Origin of the sequence: Clostridium arbusti SL206 (genome assembly GCF_000246895.1) — a bacterium.
GTDB classification, from domain to species: Bacteria; Bacillota; Clostridia; order Clostridiales; family Clostridiaceae; genus Clostridium_I; species Clostridium_I arbusti.
In genome coordinates this window covers 21736-46128 of the sequence record NZ_BAEV01000020.1, presented here as the reverse complement: position 1 = coordinate 46128, position 24393 = coordinate 21736, and the positions used below count along the sequence as shown (strand labels likewise).

Below are 24393 nucleotides of genomic sequence, written 5' to 3'. Positions count from 1 at the left end.
GCACTCTGTGAAAGCGATTCACACAAAATCAAAAAAAAGATTTTGGTTCTCTGCTTTTCTTCAAGTGGGAGTTCAACGCCAAGTAAGCCATGCATTTGCAGTTCTAAAATTCAGATGGGGTAAAAGAATCCCCACCTGAATTAAGAACTTGCTTCAATTTTATGTAATAGGATATGATTATTAGAATAGGTAGTCATCAGATAAAAAATAACAATTGTATATTGGTAAGTATTTTAATATAATTATAGTATCATTTAATATACTTTTTTTAGTTTGTACATATGCAACATTATTCAACTATTTTGATAGCTTTAGGCATATGAAAATAAATAGTAAGTCAAAGATGCGACGTATATTTTGAAGCCTACAAGGAAATAGGTTCTTCAGATAGTGAGCTATCTGAGGGTTCTGTTGACGTGGTGGGATTCAAAATAGACTAGCATACTGACTAGTTATTTATTTGAATGTGCCTTATATAAATTTTTATAAAGTAAGTACTTCATTTAATAATATACCTATATTATTCTGTATTACTATGTATAAAATCAGGAGGAATAATATGGAGATTCAAATAATAGGATATTTTTTAATTCCCTTAGGAATATTTTTATTCTTTAAAGATATTAAATATATTTTATATTTAACAATATTCTTTTCAGGATTTACTTCTAGTAGTATAGTTAATTTTGGAAGTAACTTCAGTCTGCAGCCAAGTTATTATTTAGGAACTCTTTTTATAATAAAAAGCTTTTTTCTTATATATAATAAAAAATTACTGATAAAACCTGATAAGTTTTTATTTGCTTTTATAATTATAAGTATTTTATCTATAATTATGCCGACCTTAATTAACTCAAAAGACGTATTAATTATGAATCAAGATAGTTTAATCAGTAATATTTCCTTTACCTCATCAAATATAACTCAGTTAATGTACTTAATACTTTGTTTTATAGTATATCTATGTATAAAAAATTATTTTTACCATAATCCAGCTGAAATAGAACAGTGCGTAAAAATATTAATATATTCAACTGTAGCTATTTGCATACTTGGATTTTATCAGGAGTTTGCCTTCATAAAGCACTTAGAATTTGACAAAATTTTTAGAAGTGGCATACATGGTAATACTCAAGGTGGAATAGGTTTTATAAGGGTGTACAGTGTGACACAAGAACCTTCCATGTTAGCTTATTTTTTAATTCCCATGTTGGCACTCAGTATATCCCTAGGAAAAAATACATTAGATATTACACATAAGGTAGTATTTATATTGTTAATTATTTTAACTGCTATTCTTTCAACTTCTACTACTTTTTTTGTAGGTCTGGCAGCTCTAATATTAAAAATAATTTTTGATAAACTCCTATTACTGATAAAAAATATTACTGATGAAAAAGAAAAAATAGGATATATTCTTCCAATAATATTTTTTCTTTTTATATTACTTCTTATTGTGGTGATAAATCTGAATCCAATTATAAAAGATTCGCTTATAACAGGTTCCTATGATAAATTTTTAGGAAATAACGTATCTGGTAAAGAACGTTCATCAATTTTTAGGCTTCACATAAATGCGGCCCTAAATTATCCCTTTTTAGGAGTTGGTTTTGGTACTGCACGTAGTAAAGATCTATTTTCTACCTGGCTATGCAACACTGGCTTTATAGGAATGGGAATATTTATATTTTATCTATATAAAATCATAACTAAACTTAAAACTATAAGTAAATTAAGCTATGGACTTTCTAATTATATATTTGTTTTATTCATATGTGCTTTTACTTCTGTACCAGAGCCTTACAATTTATTTATCTGGATTATATTTGCTGCTGCTGAAACATTGATTTGTAAAAAGCAGTAAATGTTATTTAGTGATTATTCTTTCAACTTGTATCCATGTATAATGAAGATATCAAGCTAGGAACGAATCATTTTCTTATTAAAAATAAGATTAAGTATCTTTAATATTGAAATGGTTAATGAGCAGCATCACTATTCATAGATATGAATAGTGATGCTGCTCATTTGTACATATTTAAGGCATATGAAAATAAATAGTAAGTCAAAGATGCGACGGATATTTTGGAGTCTACAAGGAAACGGGTTCTGTTGACGTAGTAGGATTCAAAATAGACTAGCATACTGACTAGTTATTTATTTGAATATGCCTAATATAAATTTACAATTCTATCAGCACAGGACTCCCAGGAAAAACTTTTTATCCTCTTAAATCCCTTTCTTACCATATTATTTTTTAGTTCCAAGTCACTAGATACTTCTACAATCCCTTTGCATATTTCCTCTATTTCATAGGGATTTATCTTTAAAGCAGCATCACCAACCACTTCCAATAGAGAAGCTGCATTTGAAACAATACAGGGAATTCCATAGGACATAGCCTCTAAAGGTGGCAATCCAAAGCCTTCATAAAAAGAAGGATAAACAAATATGTTTGCATTTTGATATAAAAACTTAAGTTCGTCGTCATTTACTCCACCAGTAAAAATGACTCTATTTTCTAATTTCAAATTTTTTACTAACTTAAATATATCATCATATAACCATCCATTTTTACCTGCTACCACTAAATTAAAATTAACTTTATCCTTTATTAAATTAAAGGCTCTTATAAGTCCGTCTATATTTTTCCTTGGAGATATAGTACTTACTGTTAATATGTATGGTTTATCACTGAATTTAAAAATACTACTAGATATATTCTTTAAGATTATTGAATCTCTTGAAAAATTATTAAATCCATTATAAACTACATTAATCTTACTAGGTTCAACATCGTAATATTTCAATATCTCGTCTTTAGCAAAGTTAGTTATAGCAATAATCTTATCTGCTTTCTTTACAGACAAATCCGTCATAACATTTTTCCATAATGTAGTCTTTAAAGTAAAGGCATGATTTAGACTTTTAAAGGCTAAATCATGAACTGTAATTACAACTTTGTTTTTCGCAAAGAGAGGTGCCATACTATCTGGATAATGTATTACAGCTTTAGGATATAATTCATTTATTATTTCAGGCAATTTAAATTGTTCATAGTAATTTCTATTTTTACTATTTTTTATTTCTTTAGCTATTATTAAATCTTCCCTTCTAGCGAAATTAAATAAATTTTTATCTTCTTCTCTAATTACAATCTTTAGATCAATCTTATTTAATTCATAAATATTTTTTGCTAGTTCATAACTGTATCTTCCAATTCCTCCACTTAAAGAAGTTTGCAATGCATTAAATACAACCTGCTTCATTATAGTATCTTCCATTTACTAATTTTTTTAAAATCCTGATATTTAGTATGGACAAAATCATTGATTTTACCTTTGAATATTTCTTCGCTAAATCCTTCTGCATGTTTTCTAATAGCTTTTTTATCAAATTCCATATTTTCAAACCTTTTAACTGCATTTTTCAAACTATCCACTGTTTGGTCTTCAAAGAAAACTCCCGTTTGATCTTTTACAACGGTCTCCAATACCCCACCTTTTCCAAGGGCAATTACAGGTCGTCCACTTGCTTGAGCCTCTAAAGATGTTATGCCAAAATCCTCTTCACCAGGAAATATAAAAGCTCTACATTTTGAGTAATATTCTTTTACTACATCGTCTGGTTGTCTACCTAAAAATTTAATATTATCCTTTGCTATGGATTGCAATTTTTTTTTCTCCACTCCATCACCTATTATAACTAGAGGTAATCCTAGTTCACTAAAAGCTCTAACAGCTAGTTCAACTTTTTTATAGGGTACCAGTCTTGAAAGTATTAAAAAATAATCTTCATCAACCTCACTTAGATTAAATAGGTCACATCTTACAGGAGGGTGTATGACTACACTTTCTCTTCTGTAATGTTTCCAAATTCTAAGTGCCACATTTTTAGAATTTGCAATAAAATAGTCTACTCTGCTTGAGGATACACTATCCCATACCCTCATATAGTTAATAAAATACTTAAGCATATTTCTTTTTATCTTTCTCATATCCCAATCTTTTGCATATTCATAATAGAACTCCCAGCCGTATCTCATAGGAGTATGACAATAACATACATGCAGCGAATTAGGACTTGTCACTATTCCCTTAGCACAGGAAGAACTACTGCTTAGTACAACATCGTACTCATTTAAATCAAAACTCTCAAAGGCCATTGGCATATAGGGTAATAGACTTTGATGTCCCTTTTTCAAATTTTTTTCATTTTGCAAAAATGATGTTCTCACGTCAATATTTCTTAATTCATCATCTAATTTTTCTGGATTATAAAGTGTTGTGTATATTGGAGAATCATTGTATATTTGCTTAAAATTTATGAGAACCCTCTCTGCCCCACCCATATTTGTTAGCCAATCATGTACTAAAGCTACTTTCACATTTACAACCCCAATCCTATAAAATATTTTTATTTACTTAGGCACATTCAAATAAATAACTAGTCAGTATGCTAGTATATTTGACTTACTATTTATTTTCATATGCTTTATAGCTCATTTTTCACTAATACATGATTTAATAATACAAAGGCATCTTGGACATTTTCTGAACATTTTATCCAATTCCATGACATTCCCTAGATAATTCATCTAAACTTAAAAGGAGTAGAACAAAATCACACCAATTAAGATTCATTGATATTTGAGTTATACTAAATATAAGGGGCTGCTTCAAAATGTGTTAATTTTGAAGCAGCCCCTTACTAAAAAGAGTAGACTGGATTATTAGAATTAAGTGTTTAAGGCACATTCAAATAAATAACTAGTCAGTATGCTAGTCTATTTTGAATCCCACCGCGTCAACAGAACCCTAAGATAGCTCACTATCTTAGGAACCTATTTCCTTGTTGACTTCAAAATATACGTCGCATCTTTGACTTGTTATTTATTTTCATATGCCTAAGTAAAATTCCTAATTTAAACATAAATTTAGCTATAAAATAAAAGTTTATTTAGCTTACATACTTTTTTATCTAAACTAAATTTATCTTTAATGATTGAATTGGCACTAATACACATTTCATCATATGTTTTTTCATCTAAATTATTGATTTTAGAGATTATCTTATTAAAATCTTCATTATCTTTGAAAAGATATCCATTAAAATCTTCTGTAATCATTTCTGGTATACCATCAATACTCCTTCCTACAACAGGAGTACTATAGTTAAAAGCTTCAAGTACTACAGTTGGAAGAGGATCATGTATACTTGGAACAAATAAGAAATCTATATTATCATAAAATTGTTTTATATTGTTTCTTTCCACTTTTCCGATTAATTCAATATCTAAATTATCTTCTTTAATTTTATCTTTCACTTTATTTTCCATGTTATCCTCTGAAATATGGTACGCCATTACACCTTTATATCCTGACTTTTTAATAAAATCAACGAATGTCAATGGAGCCTTTCTAGAACTGAAAGCCCCTAGAAATCCAAATACCAATTTATCATTCATACTTTTCCGAGCAAATTTTAAATCCTGTAAACCGTTATAAATTAATATTATTTTGTTTTCATCTATTCCTATATCACAAAGAGAACCCTTAACTGCCCTTGACACTGCAAAATACTTGTCCACATATTTATCAAATTTTAATATAATCCTTGCTATAAAGCTTCCCTTATGAATTATGTCATGAATGTACTGATAATATCTAACTCCTGAAACTTTTTTTACCCAGGCAGAATATATAACATCTGTAGTATTATTGGCTACAATTGTTTTAATATTGAATTTATCAATTGTTTTCTTTATTAATTGCTTTGATAAGATATATCTTAACAGCTTTTTTAATTTTCCTATAATTTTACTATTAGTTGATGCTCCTGACGGTGTCATATATTTAGAACTTATAATTGTATTTACATCCAAGTCCTTATAAAAATCAACAACTTTTTTGGTTTCAGAAGTTAAAACCATAAATTCATTTTTATTTGAACACTTTAAATAATCTGCTAAAACGTACTCCGCTCCACTTATAACACTATTCCCAGATATTATTAAAACCATTTTGTTACACTCCTCCAGTAATTATTGTTCTTTTAATACACCTTCACTTTACTATTCTCATTAAACAAGAAATAATCAATTATTCCAAAGTATATCCATATGTACAGATAAAAAAATTCGGGCACTGAAATAAACAGTACTACTATAGTAGAGAACATTATAGCATACAATACTTTAGAAAAATCATCTCCTATTCTCTTCAGTAAATACAATCTTCCAACTATGTAAACTAATAAAGGCACAGCTCCAATTAATCCCACATCCGCCAAAATTGTAGATATCAAATCCTTTGATCTTACACTTCCAAAGCCAATACCCGTAATAAGATAATTTTTAAATACATTCATATGGTACTGGAAATCATATTTTCTCATACTTCCAGATTCGCCTTGCCCGTTTAATTTGCCGACTATATTTCCTATATTATAATTAAATTTATCTTTGAATACAGCAACTAATACCATAATCAATAGCAATATTATTCCAAATGTAAGTATCTGTTTATGGGATAATTTTTTATTTTTTATAAATACACTTATGAATATTTCAAAGATAATAAATATAAATATTCCCACAAAAAATGAGGAACTGCCATTCTCCAAGTTTATAGCTATGGACAATATTATTAAAACTAAATCCAGTACATTAAACTTATTAAAGAAATTAATAGCTAGTCCAATAAATATAGGAGTAATAAATAAGGCTAATATTGATGCTTCCATAGTAGCAGAAGAAATTCTTACGCCTAGTGCTACACGCTGATCATTACTGTGAAAATCATTTCTAAAAAGATTGTTATATGCATCTACTGGCATTACATATTGAAGTATACCTAATATTAATATTACTAGTAGAGTAATACGGATTATATTCATTACGGTATCTGTTTTTAAACCTTTTATTTTAAAGAATGCTAACACTGATAAATAGGTTAAATATCCTAGTAATAAATAGAGAAATTGTGTAATATTTTGATAAGAAAATGCTAATGGAAGATATTTATCACTTGCTGGAGTTTTTACAATGGTACCTCCAGAGAAGATAAGTGGATAAAATATTGAGATAAAACATATGCTTATAAATATAAATAACAATTTACTATGTAAATCCTTTATACTTAAATTCCTCTTTTTTAATTCCATAAAAACTTTTATTATGAAAATTACCGCAGCTACATGATATATTTGAAATGATTTTCCCCCTCCAGCAAACTTAACTAAAGCTGTAGATGTAAAAGCCGAGAATAAGAATACTAAATAAAATAAGTACTTTGTATCAAAAAAAATAAATAAGATTAAAATAAGTGGCAATAAGATACTTCCAATCAATGTTATAGTCATAATTCACACCCAACTCTTTTAAACTAAATTTAACTAAATAAATTAGTCAAATTTTTAATAATCATTTTGCAATTTTTATTTATTATACTATCATTTGGAATATATAACAAGTAATATTAAAATACTGTAACATAAGATTTAGATCCAGTATATGTAAATTGGAATAAAATTTCTGTACAAATATTGTCATTAATGCTGAAGTATTGTATGTCAAAATGTCTCATTATAGAGCTTTGCTAACATCACCCTTTTACAAAACCTATTTAGAACATAAAAAACAAAATAATTAGAAATAAGATTGATTTCAGAGACTGTCTTAAGATGAATAAATATTCATTAAATTTGAGAAGAGCCTCATTTTTTTATTAAAAATTAGATTTTAATAATTATTTTTAATGGTAAAATAGTTAGAAGTTTGTCTTTCTGTACATAGATATACACGGTTATCCCCACCTTTTGTTCGTCTATAATTGTAATTTATCTAATAATCATCTATCCACATAAGCACATAGCCTCCCTACTCCGCATATTATATTACATAACAGGAGGAGGCAAACAAATATGATAAAGGGTTTAACTGACAATTACAAAGTTGACCATATAAAACAAAGTTTAGAAGATGAAATCTCAGCAGATGTAGATAATTCAAATGAAAGCATCCTATCAATATCTTTATATCCAAGAATACCAGGCGAAACAGATGACAGAGGAAGATTTTTAAGATTATTAGCCGATTGTAAAACTCAAGGTAAAAAAGCTAAATTAGAAGCATTTAAAATCTATAAAATAGCAAGTTATGATACTGCTAGTAATATTGCTTTAACAATAGATTTATCCTATATAAATTTAGAAGGTAGTTCAGCCACTTTAGATTTTACTGGTAATCCAGCACAAACTAGTATTTATGTAACTGCTACTAAGGTACCTCCCTATTTTAATAATCATGTTGGACAGATTAAGAATTTATTTATTGATGGTAAAAGCAGCGGTACTGCAAGAAATAATTCTACAGCTTTACGCATAGATAGCAGTGTAAATGGCAGCGGTGTTGCTCATGTGGATTTAAATAAGATAAATATAAGAGGATTTGCAGTAGGTATTAAATATTGCAATCATGCTTATTTGATTAGACACACTTCGGTGGATATATTTGATTGTGATACTTGTCTTCTTATGCCTTCTGGCTACAGTGACTATGGAGAAGGTATATCCTTCTATGGCTGCACTTTCTATAATGCAGGTACAGCGGTAAACATCCAGAATCCTTCAGGTGAGTTTCATTTCTTTGGCTGCTCCTTTGATTATAATTCCTTGGAATTTGATATTAATTCCTCTGTAGCAATGCTTTCACAGTGTCATATAGAGGGCTCTTGCAGAATAAAAGTATCCGGCAATGGCGGTACACTTCAAATAAATAATTCAAGGTTTATATTTCAAAATACTTCTGCCTATGCACCCTTTAATGTAAGCACTGATTGTGAAGGGATTTATATAAAGGACTCTTATATTGATGGTGGACTGTTTAATACTGTAGGTAAATATGACATTGTTACTAATGGTGGAAAAGTTAAAATAGAAGGTTCTAAATCCTATAATATCTATACTGGCTTCTTTACTAATTATTTAAATGAAAATAGTTTAAATTTCTCGCCTAAACATTTAGATGCAGAGGTATTCAGTTATACAGATAATGAAATATATAACACTCTCAGTGCAAAAAATATTAATATTACTAGAGATACTACTGTTTTTGAATCAGGTACCTTTTCAACAAAGATTACAAAACAATTTGGTTCCTATTCTAGTTCTGGCTGCTATTTATTTGTTAAATTACAACCTAATACAAAGAGGGTTAGTTATAGATTAAGATGGAAATCCAATATAAATATACCAACCAATACAATTGATTTTTACATTCTGTGGGCAGATTGTCTTAGAGGCAAAAAAATAGTTACAACAACTACTATTAATAAAACAGGGACAGGCGGTACTGATAAGCACACTCACACCTATGGTAATGATATTTATTTGACAGACTTTGCTAAGACCCAGGACTTAGGTCATATAGGACAATGGGTTTCATTGAATAATACTTGGTCTTCTTTTGATCCTGGCGCTATTCAATCAACAAGGCCAAGCTGGGCAAATTATTTTGTAATAGCTTTAGGTTTAGATCTTTTAGCTGGTCCAGGAAACATCTATATAGATAAGCTAGAAGTGTATGAATTTTAAATTATTCATAAAAATCAACTTTTCTATAAATACTCTATTACTTCAATAAATTTACAAATATTTAAATTTTCCAAGGAGGAATTAGTATGGCAGGTTCAGCTTTACGGCTGTTAATTGACGTATACGGTGCCAAGGGAGATGGTGTGACTAATGACAGCACAGCAATACAAAATTATTTTAATAGTTTGAATGATGGTGACTTTGCCTTTATTCCCAGTGGCATTTATTTATATGATTCACTAAATTTAAATAAAAGTATAATTATTTTAGGTACAGGAACTTTAAAATTAATAAATAATGCAGCCGTTGGTAAAATAAATATCAATGCAAATAATATACAGATATACAATTTGAAATTAGACGGCAATAAGGCAAACAATACCCTTGGAACTGCCTTTTCCATTAAAAATGTGTCTGGAATAACTATAGAAAATACTCATATACACCATTTCAAGTATTATGGAATATACTGTGAAAATTCATCTTATAATAATTTTTATAACAATATTATTGAGCATATTGGCGATGGACTCCATGATGATGGAATACGCAATAATCAATTTACCACATCAGCCATAGGCTTTTTCAAAGTAGTGAATAATTGCATAGTAGAAAAAAATATAATCAATAATCCCAGTTCCTTTGGTATTGGTTTTCTCCTATCCAGCGGCAGCAATAATAGGATAGCAAAAAATACTATAACAAACTCCAGCTGGATTGGAATAGGTCAGCAATTTTGTACAAATCACTTTTTAACTGATAATACAATTCTAAACTGCTACGACAATGGCATTGATCTTCAAAAATGTCCAAAATCCGTAGTTAAAAATAATATCTTAAAGGACAATGGCACTGCCCCTGCAGGTTCTTCTGGAAGTGGAGCTAACTTTTTCTGGGGTTCTGACACTAGCGATGTAGTTGATGGATTGATTTTTCAGGGAAATATCCTCACAAAATCAAATGGTTTTACTGGAAAAATAACCAATGCACAATTTTTTGCTAATAATCCTAATTATATGGCTAAAAATATCACTGTCAAGGGAAATCAGTTTATAAATGGAGAAGTAGGATTTGTAAATTGTCAAAATACTAAATGTATTGATGGAAACATCTTTAACAACGTACTGATATTTGGTACCGGTATTAAAAGCCTAGATGTAAACAATAATATTTTTGATAATTGTCCTTCACTGGAAATTAGAGATTTTATTAATGGATTCCATATAAGTAAAAATCAATTTATAACCTGTGGAAGTACTGTGACTCCCTTTGCAATTTATAGCAGAGCCGATGGCTATCATTCAAAAGCAGATATTAAGATAACAGAAAATAAATTTGTTCTTTCAGCTAATAGAATTGGCCTTCTAAAAATGGAAACTGGACAAGGTTTCTCAACAGTACAATTTAATAACAATAGTATAGATGCTTCTACTATAACAATAGACACTATATTATTGAGTACACTAATAGATATACCTCAAAATTATCTTGAATGCTTAGGAAATAAATTAAAATTTTCACCTGATGGCGGCTGGAATGTAAATGATTCCCTTATGGATTTATTCTTTGCAAAAACTAATACGAATATTTTAAGTATAAATCCACTACAGGGATTCACTAAAATATTAGTGTTTAATATGAGTATTGGCTCAGGTACAGGTTTTACTAGAGTGGGCGTATTTGATATTATAAAAAGAAAACACCCTTGGATGAGTCAGCTTATTATGGTAAATGAAGTTACTGATACAAGTAATGAATTTACAGCATCTACAAATAATAATACAGTTACTATTACAGCTACTACCGCAGGAAATAAAGGGTTTTATGGCATAATGATCAGTCATACAGAAACAGTTTAAATAATAATAAAGCCTTTCTATGCTGATATTTTATATTATCTCAGCATAAAGAGGCTTTTCATAATTCTATCTTAAATTATAATTTTTATTTCTCATCAATTATTACTAGTCTAACCCTTATGCATTTAAACTCTATTTAATATACGTCCCTGAGTAATTAACATAAACTTAGCTGAAATACAAATTCTCACTTATAAGATTTATTGATATTTTAATAAAAAATCACTAATCCATCTTCTTGAAAAGATCCTTTCACCCGCAATTAGATACCATCTTTTTATACATACCTTTTAAAGTATTTCTTGGCTCAATACCAAGTTCTTCAGTGAATAATTCCAATAGTGAATCATAATGATTTAAAAATGAAATTCTATCATTTGTTAAAACATATATGTACAATAGGGTTTCATGTAAATCTTCTTCTAACGGTGAGATTTTCATTCCCTTTTTTATCACAATAATAGCCCTATCATAATTATGCTTTTCAATATAAAAATCTGCTAAATTCTTTGATATTCTTATGAACTTTTGTAGATAAACTTCTTTTAAATCAATGGACCAATAGTAATCGTCTTCTTCAAAATAATTATTAGTATATAGAGAGAAAGCCTTTTCATATTTATTAATATTACTATCACTTATTACAATCTTATCTTCAACTAATGAGTCAAATTCATCTAGATCACTATACACACCTTTCATATTCATAACATAAGCCTTATTAACAAATTTTACATCTACATCTATATTGGAATTTCTTAGAGTTTTTTTCATTTTATAGATGGTTGTATGTAAATTTATGTCTATTTTATCCTGATTACCCTCTGGCCAAAGTACCTCGCAAAGCTTCCATTTACTTATAGGTATACCCCTATTTTCAAAGAAATAAGCCATTAATTCCTTTGACTTTGATGTTCTCCATTTTAAAGGTTGTCCACTCAAATTACTGTAAACTTCAAATTCTCCAAAGCATTGTATTCTAGCCTGTAATTTAACTTCCTGCTTCATTGGTAACTCTCCACATACTTTCATTAATCTTTTAACAGTCTTATTGATGTCTTTTTCTAAGACAGGCTTTAATAAGTAGGCTAAGGCATTAACCTTAAAAGCCTGCAGTGCATATCTGTCATATGCAGTTACAAAAACTATTTCACTATTATGATCCATTAATGATATATTACTAGCCACTTCAATGCCAGACATACCACACATTTCCACATCAAGAAAAACTACATCCGGTTTTAATTTTTCTATCTCATTAAGTGCTTTTTTAGGATTTTGAAAAGTATTTATAACCGCTACTTGTCCAGTTTTCTCCAAAAATATTTTTAAAATATCAATAGCTGGTTTTTCATCATCAACAATTACTGCTTTTAACATACTTACTTTCTCCTTTATAGTTTATATTACATGATTATATTTGTTTTTAAATATAATCAGATTCCTGTTTACATAACAATCTTTTATTTACAATATAATACATATAAAACTATTCTACCAATATTTTGTTAAAATTTCTATTTTTATTATATATATTGAATAAATAGTTTATTATGTAATAAATACATATTTCAAGTGTAGCAATTTATTCTGTACATTTTCTGAACATTATTACATTTCTTAATACTATTTACATAAATCGCATCTTACTTATAACTATTTCCAAATCTAAAATGACATGTTATAATATGTTATAATATGTCGTTTTAGATTATGTATTATCTTTTAATGCGCTTCTGGAGGTGTTTGATTTTTGAAAAAGATATTTATTATTTGTTCTACTATTATTTGTTCTACTATTATTTTCGCTATTATTTTACTTTTTTTATTTCAATATAATCAAAATAAAAATCTACCTAGAATAAGTAATGGAGCCATTGACCTTTCAAATTGGAATCCCAATACAGAAAATTCTGTAATACTATCTGGCAATTGGAATTTTTACTGGAAAAGGCTTATTTCTGATGACAAAAATTATTCTAAAGATGCCTCCACATCAATACCCAATTATTGGAATGGAATAAAACTTCATGGAAAATCTCTTCCTGGAAATGGTTTTGCCACCTATCGTTTAAAGGTTAGAGCAAAGCAAGGTGAAAAGCTATATTTAAAAATAAATTCTCAATCTACAGCCTATAGATTAATTGTTTCAGGGAAAGAAATAGCTCACAATGGTATTGTTTCATCTAATCCTAGTGCCAGTAAAGCTGAATATCTTCCACTGATTACTTATTTTACGTCTCCTTCTAATGAATTTTATATTAATTTTCAGGTCTCAAATTATGCTACCTGGCGTGGGGGATTTAAATCACCAATTGTAATAGGTTCGGAAGAAAAAATCGCTTTTCTTAATAATTGGAATATATTTTTTCTGGATTTACTATCTGGATGTACATTTATTTTATTTTGCTTTTTTCTTACAGTCTTTTTCACAGGAAATAAGAATGTGAGTTTTTTGTATATATCTTTATGTGGACTTATTATTCTATTATCAAGATTTTTTTCATATAATTATCCTGTAGGAAACTATTTTCCTAATATTAATTTTCATCTTTCCCTTACCATTGGAGCAATTATTAACTACTGGGTCAGTGTAACTTTTATTCTATACATAAATAGTATTTTTCCCCAAAAGATTATAGGAGTAGTAACTCATATCGCAGTAATTATTGCTTTAAGTCTTTCATTATTAACTTTAATATTCCCTACAAATACTTTTTCTGCTTTGCAAGATCACTTTAGCTGGCTACATTTTGTATATTTAGCTTTTGTTATTTTTACTTTGATTACAGAATTCAAGGATGGCAAAAAAGATGCCTTACCAATATTAATAGGCATTTCCTTCCTTTTACCATTGGCTTTAAACGACATTTTGTATTCATATAATATTTTTAGAATTGTGGACACCCCTCTATCCACTTTTGGAATTTTCGCGCTTATGATCAGTATTGTTTTTGTTTTAGGGAGACAATACATTAGAAGCTATAATAAAAATAAGAAGCTTTTAGATCAGATAATCTATCTTAACGCTGTGAAAGATGAATTCCTTAGCAATATTTCAAAAGAACTTAGAACACCAGTTAACAACATTGTAGTGGCTACAGAAAAATTTAGAGCTTCAACTTATAAACACATTGAATCCCCAGGACTTAAGGCTATAGAGGAGATTCATTTAAGCGGCTTAAATATACTTGATATGCTGAATAATATTATGATCTATTCAAGACTTCAGTATGGTGAACTGAAATTTAATAAAGAAACCTTTTCAATTTCTAAGCTGCTTAAAGGTATAACAAGCGAATATTCTTACTTAATACATAGTAATATTGTCTATACTCCACTAAAAAATTCTAAGGAAACGCCTCCGGTATATGCTGATAGATACTGGATTTCTAGGGTAATTTACAATCTTTTTAATATATGTCTTAAACACACTGAGAACAAAAATAATATCTTAGTGGAAACTAAGGTTGAACATAAAAAAGTATATATTTATATTTATTCTTCAGGAATGCCTTTAGAGACTATAGAACTTATTCAAAGACATTTTGTGGATGGTGAAAAACATTCCACTATGCCTGACAATTTAGGTGTTAGTGTATATATAATTAAACATATTATGAAAAATCACAACAATACTATTAGTATAGAACCTACATATTCAGGATATAAATTTACTTTTACCTTAGATATATCTGAGGAGAATTTACTAAAGGAAAATAGTATTTCTAATTTTGAAAGTCTGGGTAAAAATAATATCATTACTCCTCTTATCACTTTTACGACAGAAGGTGCTAATAAAACTGCTGTAATTATAGCTAAGTATATTCCAAATATTAAAGCTATCTCCCAGGCTTTAAGTCAAATTGGTTTTTCAGTTAAAGGATTTATAATAGCGAAAAACGCACTTAAATATATAGAAAACGAAAAAAATATTGATGTTGTCATTGTTGAAGCTGCAATACCTGATATTTCCGGCTTTGAGATATGCAGTCGTATTCGTAAAGAATATACCAGATTAGAGCTTCCTGTAATTATAATAACTTCCATGATTCAGTCAGAAAGTGTACTACAAAGTTTTGAAGTTGGTGCTAACGACTGTATTTTCGAACCCTACGATATTGTAGAACTAAGAGCTCGAATTGATACACTTTGCTCTTTAAAGCAAGCAGTTACTACTTCCATAGAAAATGAAATGGCTTTTCTACAGGCACAAATTAAACCTCATTTTCTTTTCAATGTGCTAAACACTATTACTGCCTATTCTTATACTGATCCCTCTGCTTCTGCTGAACTTATAGAGAAATTATCTATGTATTTACGCCATAGTTTTGATTTTGATTCCAGCAAGAAAGAAGTTTTACTATATGATGAAATTGAATTTACACGTAATTATTTAGATATTGAGAAATCTAGATTTGGTGAATTAATAGACTATGACTTTGATATTAAAGATGATGATATATATGTTCCTCCCTTTATCATACAACCTCTTGTGGAAAATTCATTAAAACATGGCATACTAAAAAATCCTGATGGAGGAAAAATTCTTATTTGTGGTAAACAAAAGATTAACAATTATATCTTAACTGTTGAAGACAACGGCATAGGTATGAGCGAGGATAAGCTCAATGCAGTACTTTCTGGAGAACTTGCGGATGGAACTGGTGTAGGTCTTAAAAACATAAGAAAAAGGCTTAAACATGTGTATAATACTAATATGTCAATTGAAAGTATCCCAAATAAAGGAACAAAAGTAACAATAATTTTTAAAATATAATTAAAGTCAATACTTTCAGCTGAGGTGATTTACTTGGCAGTAAGAAAAACAAATATGACAATAAGCCCTGACATCTATGAAAGATTGATAAAAATAGCTGAGAAGAAAGGCATTAGAGTTTCAACTTGGGTAAATGCTATGATGAAAGAATTTGTGGAGCAGGAAGAAGCAGTTGACCTCAATAAATAATAAAAAGCACTCTGAAAAAGGGTGCTTTTTTAGTATGTATTTTATATGTAATAATGGATTATGTAGAATATTATGGTATACTTTTTTATATATTTAAATTATACAAGGGGGATAGATTAATGGTTGCATTAGCATTTTTCTTAATACTGGTCGTTTTATTTTTTGTAGCATTGTTCTTTATAATACTGAATGTAATATTTATAATTATATGGAAACTTAAAAAGCGTAAAGGAAAGAATCCTAAAAAACGCTACATTGTTATTCCAATAATCTTTTTAATAATAAGTCTCTTAGTAGAATTAATTCCTGTTGGTTGGGTTGGCTTGATGCGAGCAGGAAACAAACGTAATTCCAAAGATGTTGTTATGGCAGAATCAGGGGAAGTTGTATACTGGGGAGAACTTGCAAATGGTGATACTGCAGTTGATAATTTTAAAATGTATAATATGACCTATGTTGAGGTGCCATATTCAGGTTCATCAAATACATTGAAGCTTGGAAAACCCGTTGCTAATATCAAATCTAAGGCTAATGAAGAAGGACTTAATAGAATTGTGGGTGCACTATTTGCCAGTAACTTTACTTCAACAGTATATCCAGTTATTAATGATAAAGATCTTGAGATATATACTATAGGAAGGAATACTAATACTATTTATTGCCCTGAAAATGAGAAAAATATGGTTTTAGCGTACCTTAAAGAGATTTCCCATTAGTATTATTTGATAGTCTTTGCTAATTTAAGTCTTTCTATTAAGTATTAGCGTACATAACCCTAGTTTAATAGATATTTACAAGTGTTTATGGATATATAAAGAAAGCGGAACATATTATTCATCAATACATATTCAAAAATATAGAGTGCTTAGACATATTTCTTTGCTTTATAATTACCTATAAAATGTTTATATCTACTAGACAAATTAATATGATAATATAGTATCTTATACCTACGATATATTTATAAAGAGAACTGAAAAGAATATATTAGATCTTCAATAGTAAAAGCACTCCTAACAGAAGTGCTTTTATTTTGCCCTTAATTCAATATATGGGAAAATGGGCTATGTAAATAGAATATGTTTTTTAGCTAAAATAATTAACAATATTGTTACTCATTTTAACCAACTTAATTTTTTATCCTATTATTATATAAATGATATAATTTCTAGGAGGAACAACGATGACCCTATATTATAAATATTTAGGTTATAAAACAGAATGTAAAAGAATACCTATAGCATTTCCACCTCAGCATCAATCTGTACAGCCTAGACTTGAAACCTTAATGCATCCAAGACCAATCTTTGATAATCCCGATTATATTGGTACTGGAAAATTAAAAGATAAAGTAGCTTTAATTACCGGTGGTGACAGTGGTATTGGAAGAGCCGTTTCCTTAGCCTTTGCTAAAGAAGGTGCCGATATCGCCATTGTATACCTTAATGAACATAAAGATGCAAAAGAAACAAAAGCATTAGTAGAAGCCCAAGGCAGAAAATGCATTTTAATATCTGGAGACCTGAGAGAAGAATCTTTTTGTAAAAAAAACGTTGAAGAAACAATTTCTGCTTTTAGCCATTTAGATGTATTAGTTAATAATGCAGGCGTACAATTTCCACAAACTAGACTTGAAGATATTTCTGCTGAACAGCTAGATGATACCTTTAGAACAAATATATATCCTATGTTTCATGTTACTAAAGCAGCTTTATCTTATTTAAAATGTGGCAGTACAATTATAAATACATCCTCTATTAATGCTTATATAGGTAATAAAATACTTATAGATTATTCCAGCACAAAGGGTGCAATTATTACACCCCTGGGGTAGATTTTAATTTAAATGTCTTAATATAATCTAACTTTGTGCTGTGGATGAGGCATCTGATACTATTTTCTTTACATATTCTATTTTAATATCATTTATATCTGCTATATATTCTATTGAGAGTCCTTTATGGTATTGTTTTAGTATTAATTGCCTAATTCCTTCTTCCCTACCCTCTTTGATTCCTTCTTGGATTCCTTCTTCTTTAAGCTTTTTATCAAGGTCAAGCTTTTTCATCATATCAAGTAGAAATTCTCTATTACTTTCATTCAATTTTGCTTTTCCCATATCTTTATACACCTCCAATAACTCATTTGGATTTACTTCTGCAAGTACATTCATTATCACCGCATATAACGGATTTTTCATATTGTTAATGTATTCTATTATCCAGTTATTTATCATATTTTTATTTTCGTGTTGTATTTGAAGTAATTTTAAATATTTAGTATCGTTATAATCCAATTCTTTTGATATCAAAAGTTGTGTTTCTATATCTGTATTTCTTATATAATATATACCATCTTCCTTTTTTTCTACTACAGCCTCTTGTTCATCTTTTAGGTAGTCTATTAATTTTCTAGGATATTTATTTGAAGTCAATGTTATAGTTAATTCTTTTATGTCTATACTATTTGTTCCTTCTGATAATGCCTTATACAAATATGCATAAGCTTTTACTTTATAATAGTCATCAATTGATATATAATCTGTTGGTGATTTGTATTCAAATATATTGTATTTTCTGAATATTCTACCTATAGACTTAGTTATTTCTATATCCTTAAGCTTCTTTATAACTAATACATCTATTCTTAAAGGCTCATCTGTCAGTTGATATTCTGTTTGAAATTCTAATTCTTTTCTATATTCTTTTAGTTCAAGCTGTATTGCTGCCGCAAAGGCTGGATGCCATTTTATCTTCTCATTTGCCAATCTTATCACTGCCTTTGTTTTAAATTTCCCTAGTGTTATTATACCATATTTACTTCTTTAATTAAAATAATACATCTATCTAGAATCAGCTAAATATTCTTTATTTCATTCTATTTTTAACACAAAGTCTTTAAAATAAATTTTTAACTAAAACATTATTTCTATTCTAAATTACAACCATATTTTTATCATATCTTCCCCATCACCTTCATATATCTATAAAGAAAGAAAATGAAACACATTGAAAGCATTTAATAAACTGCATGGTTATTAGATTACTTTCAAGATTATTGAAGCAAGTTCTTAATTCAGGTGGGGATTCTTTTACCCCATCTGAATTTTAGAACTGCGAATGCATGGATTACTTGGCGTTAGACTCCCACTTGAAGAAAAGCAGAGAACCAAAATCTTTTTTTTGATTTTGTGTGAATCGCTTTCACAGAGTGCGTGGGAGTCTTACAGCAAGTTAGTCAGGTTAAATATACTAACAGACTAGGCTCGGGAGGTACAAAAATTATGTTTGCTTTGGAGAGAAGAGAAAAAATATATGATTATATTCTCAGGCACAAAAATGTAACCGTTTTGGAGCTATCCCAAAGATTAGATGTATCTGAGGTAACTATAAGAAAAGATCTGGGATTTTTAGAAAGTCAGCAGCTTATAGACAGGACTTTTGGTGGAGCTATAATCAAAAGCAATATAATTAGAGAAAAAAGTTATTTTGAAAAGGAAAAATCTATGATGGATGAAAAGTACTTAATAGGAAAAAAAGCCAGTGAGTTTGTAAAGGCTAATTCCACAATTATATTGGATGCAGGTACCACCATAATGGAAATGGCTAAGTGTATAAAAAGCATTGAAAATTTAAAGGTCATTACCAATGATTTAAAAGTAGGTGTGTTTTTAAGTAATTTTCCCAATATAGATGTTACCCTTCTTGGAGGAAAAGTTTCCATGAAGTCAAAGCAATGTACTGGAATTGAAACCTGTAGGGAAGTTGAAAAATACAATGTGGATGCCTGTTTTTTAGGCTGTGATGCCTTTGATATGGAAAATGGTTTTATGAGCACCAATGTTGAAAAGATGTATCTAAAGAACAGTTTCATAAATGTAAGTAAAAAAAGTTTTTTACTTACCAGCAGTGATAAATACCAAAAGAAAAGTATGGTAAAAGTACAGCCTTTCAAAATGTTAACGGGAATTATTGTTGACAGGCACTCAAAAAACCTCATAGAGGATTTTAATAAATTCAATATTGATAACTGCGTATTTGTTTAGATTTACACCCTATATTATATATTCAGAAAGGAAGAGATTGAAAATGACAAAACCAATTATTGCTATTACCCTAGGGGATCCTGCAGGAGTAGGACCTGAAATCGTAGTTAAGGCTCTTAAAAACAGAAAAGTTTATGAAGTATGTAATCCTATTGTTATAGGGGATAAAGGAGTTTTAGATAAGGCTCTTACTATAACAAATATTTCTCTTGAGTTAAATGCTGTATCAGTGCCAGATGAAGGTAAATACAGCTTTGGCACTATAGATTTTATTGATTTAAATAATATTGACATTAGTACTTTAAAGTTTGGAAAAGTTCAGGCACAATGCGGTCAGGCAGCTTTTGACTATCTTTCCTATGCCATAAAGTTAGCTATGGACAAAAAAGTTGCAGCTATTGCAACCACTCCTTTAAATAAAGAATCCTTTAAAAGTGCAGGGGTACCTTATATAGGTCATACAGAAGTACTGGAAAGTCTTACCCATACAAAGAATCCTCTAACCATGTTTGAGGTAAAAGGTCTAAAAGTGTTTTTCTACAGCAGACATGTATCTCTAAGAGATGCCTGTGATTTAATTACACAGGAAGGCATAGAAGAATTTACAATTCGCTGTGAAAAGGCTCTTAAGGTACTTGGCATTGAAAATCCACACATGGCTATTGCAGGACTAAACCCTCATTCCGGAGAACACGGTCTTTTTGGAGATGAGGAAGTAAAATACATCTCTCCTGCCGTTGAAAGTCTTCGTGAAAAAGGAGTGGATATAAATGGTCCCATTGGTGCTGACTCAGTATTTCATCAGGCCTTACTTGGAAAATATGATGCAGTTCTTTCCCTCTATCATGATCAGGGGCATATTGCCACAAAGATGGTGGACTTTGAAAGAACAATTTCCTTAACTAATAACATGCCTTTTTTACGTACCTCTGTAGATCACGGCACCGCCTTTGACATAGCTGGTACAGGAAAAGTAAGTGAAGTAAGCATGATAGAAGCTATTTTGCTGGCAGCGAAATACGGACCAGGTTTTTTAGCTGAAAATATTAAAGACAATTAATCACTAAATCATTATAATCAGATGAACTTAATCTACTTAAAATTCAGCATAACTATTTGAGAGTTTTAATACTTTAAATATATTGTAAAGATGGGAGAGGATTATATGTTAAAGACAGTAATTATTGCAGATGATTTAACCGGAGCCAATGATACAGGAGCCCTGCTTGCCAAAAATGGTTTAAAGGTAGGAACTCTGCTACAGGAATCAGATTTATATAAATTTAAAGATTTTGATGTGTTAAGTATTACCACTAATAGCAGAGGCCTTGCCCCTGAAGATGCCTATAAAAAAGTTAAAGATGCAGTAAATCTATTTACAGATAAAGAAAACATATTTTTTAGTAAGAGAATTGATTCCACCTTAAGAGGAAATGTAGGCTATGAAATAGATAGCATAATTGAAAGCCTTGGCAGTGATATTACAGCTATTGTTGTTGCCTCCTTTCCAGACTCTGGTCGAGTAAGTATAGGTGATCTTTTACTGGTTAATGGTGTTCCTTTAGAAAAAACTGAAGTAGTGAAAGATCCTACTTCTCCTGTGAACACCTCTAAGATTACTGAAATAGTAAAAAAACAGAGTAAATATAAGATAGGTTTTATACCTCTAGACAAAGTGCTTAAGGGATCTGATGTTATAAAACAGGAAATACTAAAAAATGCACAGCATAAGAATAGAATTATTGTCATTGATGCCTGCACTAATAACGATATCAATGAAATTGCCAAAGCTTCTGTGGAAAGCAAAGTTAAATTCATATCCGTAGATCCCGGTCCTTTTACTGCCGCTGCCGCAAATATGTACTATAAAAAAGACGAAAAATTGAAGACCCGTGAAAAAGTATTATGCGGTATTGGAAGTGCTAGTAATCTTACAAGGGAACAGATAAACTATCTTAAAGTAAAATATAATCCGCTAATCATGAAAACGAATACACTAAATTTCCTTCAGGAGAATAAGAAGTCTGAGGAAATAAACAGGATTGTTAATGAAATTGTTAATAGAGAAGCTAATTACAATATTTTAATTATTACTACTACAACTGATGAAAAAGATGTACTGGATTTTGTTGAAATAGAAAAAAATTATAATCTCAATAAGAAGCAGTGCTCCAATTTAATAACCAGTGCTATTGCTGAAATACTTTATCTTGTAATTGAAAATCTGGGAAATAAAATTGGAAGTGTCTATACTTCCGGTGGTGATGTTACAGAAGACTTTTGCAACAAAATAAAGGCAGATGGCATAGATGTAAAAGATGAAGTTATTCCACTGGCTATCTACGGCAGAGTAATAGGCGGAGTTTTTGACAATAAACCTATAATAACAAAAGGAGGCTTAGTAGGCAGCAAAGACACTTTAAGTGTCTGCATCAATTATCTTAAAACCAAAACCTCTACTGAATACAGTAACAGGGCTTAAATATATCAATATTGAAAAGGAGTAGTTAAAATGAGTTCAGGAATCCAAATGATACTTGGATTAATTATTGGTATGTCTTTACTTATATTTCTAATTACTAAAACTAAAGTGCATGTATTTTTAGGCGTAATTATTGCTGCTGTCACCATGGGAATCCTAGGAGGAATGGATCAACAAAAGGTGGTAGAGTCAATTTCAAAGGGCTTTGGAAATGCTCTAAGCAGCATTGGTATTATTATTGGTTTTGGAGTTATGCTTGGAAAGCTTTTGGAAGTATCCGGTGCTACAAAAGTAATGGCAAATAGCTTTATAAAGCTGTTTGGCAGCAAAAAGGAAGAAGAGGCCTTGGCAGCCTCCGGTTTTGTAACTTCCCTGTCAATATTCTGTACCTCTGGTTTTATTATTTTGTCACCTCTAGTTAAGGGCCTTTCTAAAAAGACAGGTAAATCTGTAGTTTCCCTAGGAATAGCCTTAGCTGGCGGACTTCTAATGAGCCATGCCCTAGTTCCCCCTGCTTCTGGTCCTATAGGCGCCGCTGGAATTCTCAATGCCAACATAGGCAGATTCATGTTATTTGGTACTATCATTGCAATTCCAATTTTATGCGTTATAATTACCTATGCAAAATATTTAGGAAATAAGATATATCAATTACCTAATGAAACTGAGGATGGCTGGATAAGACCTGAAGAAAAAATCACTTTTCAGGAAGATGAAACTACTGATGATACTGCTGACACTGCTGACGGTCAAGGTGAAAATAAAGTATTACCCTCACCTTTCTTGTCCTTTGCGCCAGTTTTAATACCCATATTATTGATACTGTTAAGCACTGTTTTAAAATCCTTAAACTTTAAAGGGAATATTATAGCCTCAATTTTTTCCTTTGTAGGATCTCCTATAATTGCACTGGCACTGGGCCTGTTAATTGCCATTTTAGGTCTTACCAAAAGTTTTTCAAAAGGTGAAACCTTAGATGCCATGGAAGAAGGACTTAAAGCCAGTGGAAAATTAATTCTTTTAGTCGGAGGTGGTGGCGCCCTTGGAATGATTATTCAAAACAGCGGACTTGGTAATTTTATTGCATTGGGGATCTCAAAAACCAGCATTCCACCAATACTTCTCCCCTTCATTATTTCCTGTTTACTAAGACTTGTACAAGGTTCAGGAACTGTTGCCATAATGACTGCCGCTTCTGTAACAGCACCAATGGTTCCAGGCCTTCATATTGACCCTACCTTTGCGGCACTAGCTGCCTGTATTGGTTCAATGCTATTTTCTTATTTTAATGACTCCTATTTTTGGGTTATCAATGAATCCATTGGAATAAAAGACATTAAGGAACAGATGAAAGTCTGGTCTGTTACCTCAACCCTAGCCTGCTTTACAGGACTTATTGCCTTGCTTATTCTTAATTTTTTCTTTGGATAGGATATTGATTATA

General features: G+C 30.0%; 16 protein-coding genes and 1 pseudogene. 11 read left to right on the top strand and 6 right to left on the bottom strand.

The features are described 5' to 3' along the window. The first annotated feature begins 559 nt into the window (after nt 1-559). On the top strand, nt 560-1864 hold the full coding sequence (locus RH99_RS05765) for a hypothetical protein (protein WP_010235193.1): 1305 nt from the start codon (nt 560-562) through the stop codon (nt 1862-1864). Nucleotides 1865-2171: 307 nt separating this feature from the next. Here RH99_RS05765 and RH99_RS05760 read toward each other — a convergent pair whose 3' ends face one another. The 4 genes from RH99_RS05760 to RH99_RS05745 form a co-directional block, all read right to left on the bottom strand. Then, the gene (locus RH99_RS05760; RefSeq protein WP_010235190.1) at nt 2172-3269 is read right to left on the bottom strand and encodes a glycosyltransferase family 4 protein; all 1098 of its coding nucleotides are present in this window, start codon (nt 3267-3269) and stop codon (nt 2172-2174) included. Further along, nucleotides 3269-4387, bottom strand: a complete 1119-nt coding sequence (locus RH99_RS05755) for a glycosyltransferase family 4 protein (RefSeq protein WP_010235187.1) — start codon at nt 4385-4387, stop codon at nt 3269-3271. Before RH99_RS05755 ends, RH99_RS05760 begins: the two co-directional genes overlap by 1 nt. Before the next feature lie 549 nt (nt 4388-4936). Further along, on the bottom strand, nt 4937-6022 hold the full coding sequence (locus RH99_RS05750; protein WP_010235185.1) for a glycosyltransferase family 4 protein: 1086 nt from the start codon (nt 6020-6022) through the stop codon (nt 4937-4939). Between the two features lie 32 nt (nt 6023-6054). Next, nucleotides 6055-7362: a hypothetical protein gene (locus RH99_RS05745; RefSeq protein WP_026038414.1), complete on the bottom strand. Its 1308-nt coding sequence runs from the start codon at nt 7360-7362 to the stop codon at nt 6055-6057. 561 nt (nt 7363-7923) lie between these two features. On the opposite strand from RH99_RS05745, the gene RH99_RS05740 reads away from it, so the two are divergent. Further along, on the top strand, nt 7924-9594 hold the full coding sequence (locus tag RH99_RS05740; protein WP_010235182.1) for a hypothetical protein: 1671 nt from the start codon (nt 7924-7926) through the stop codon (nt 9592-9594). An 86-nt stretch (nt 9595-9680) separates the two neighbouring features. Beyond that, a complete protein-coding gene (locus RH99_RS05735; RefSeq protein WP_010235179.1) occupies nt 9681-11453 on the top strand; it encodes a right-handed parallel beta-helix repeat-containing protein in 1773 nt (590 codons plus the stop codon). A gap of 252 nt (nt 11454-11705) precedes the next feature. On the opposite strand, the gene RH99_RS05730 is transcribed toward RH99_RS05735, so the two are convergent. Further along, a complete protein-coding gene (locus RH99_RS05730; protein ID WP_010235177.1) occupies nt 11706-12833 on the bottom strand; it encodes a response regulator in 1128 nt (375 codons plus the stop codon). A gap of 373 nt (nt 12834-13206) precedes the next feature. Here RH99_RS05730 and RH99_RS05725 point away from each other — a divergent pair, with 373 nt between their 5' ends. From RH99_RS05725 to RH99_RS05710, 4 genes and pseudogenes are all read left to right on the top strand, one after another. After that, nucleotides 13207-16233 carry a histidine kinase gene (locus tag RH99_RS05725; protein WP_010235175.1) on the top strand — a complete coding sequence of 1009 codons (3027 nt, stop codon included), beginning with the start codon at nt 13207-13209 and terminating at the stop codon, nt 16231-16233. 54 nt (nt 16234-16287) lie between these two features. Further along, the gene (locus RH99_RS19880) at nt 16288-16422 is read left to right on the top strand and encodes a hypothetical protein (RefSeq protein WP_279373418.1); all 135 of its coding nucleotides are present in this window, start codon (nt 16288-16290) and stop codon (nt 16420-16422) included. A 119-nt stretch (nt 16423-16541) separates the two neighbouring features. Further along, on the top strand, nt 16542-17138 hold the full coding sequence (locus tag RH99_RS05715; protein ID WP_010235171.1) for a hypothetical protein: 597 nt from the start codon (nt 16542-16544) through the stop codon (nt 17136-17138). A 467-nt stretch (nt 17139-17605) separates the two neighbouring features. Then, nucleotides 17606-18244 (top strand): annotated as a pseudogene (locus RH99_RS05710) (SDR family NAD(P)-dependent oxidoreductase); the annotation flags it as partial. Between the two features lie 39 nt (nt 18245-18283). Here the strand turns inward: RH99_RS05710 and RH99_RS05705 are convergent. Next, nucleotides 18284-19198, bottom strand: coding sequence for a 3-isopropylmalate dehydrogenase (locus RH99_RS05705; protein ID WP_206771401.1), 915 nt, complete (start codon nt 19196-19198; stop codon nt 18284-18286). 507 nt (nt 19199-19705) lie between these two features. Between RH99_RS05705 and RH99_RS05700 the strand changes: the two genes are divergently transcribed. The 4 genes from RH99_RS05700 to RH99_RS05685 all read left to right on the top strand — a co-directional run bounded on the left by RH99_RS05700 (nt 19706) and on the right by RH99_RS05685 (nt 24380). After that, entirely contained in the window at nt 19706-20467 is a 762-nt protein-coding gene (locus RH99_RS05700) for a DeoR/GlpR family DNA-binding transcription regulator (protein ID WP_010235163.1), read from the top strand. A 43-nt stretch (nt 20468-20510) separates the two neighbouring features. After that, entirely contained in the window at nt 20511-21527 is a 1017-nt protein-coding gene (gene pdxA / locus RH99_RS05695; RefSeq protein ID WP_010235161.1) for a 4-hydroxythreonine-4-phosphate dehydrogenase PdxA, read from the top strand. Nucleotides 21528-21632: 105 nt separating this feature from the next. Then, on the top strand, nt 21633-22949 hold the full coding sequence (locus RH99_RS05690) for a four-carbon acid sugar kinase family protein (protein ID WP_010235159.1): 1317 nt from the start codon (nt 21633-21635) through the stop codon (nt 22947-22949). Nucleotides 22950-22979: 30 nt separating this feature from the next. After that, the gene (locus tag RH99_RS05685; RefSeq protein ID WP_010235157.1) at nt 22980-24380 is read left to right on the top strand and encodes a GntP family permease; all 1401 of its coding nucleotides are present in this window, start codon (nt 22980-22982) and stop codon (nt 24378-24380) included. The last annotated feature ends 13 nt before the right edge of the window (nt 24381-24393 follow it).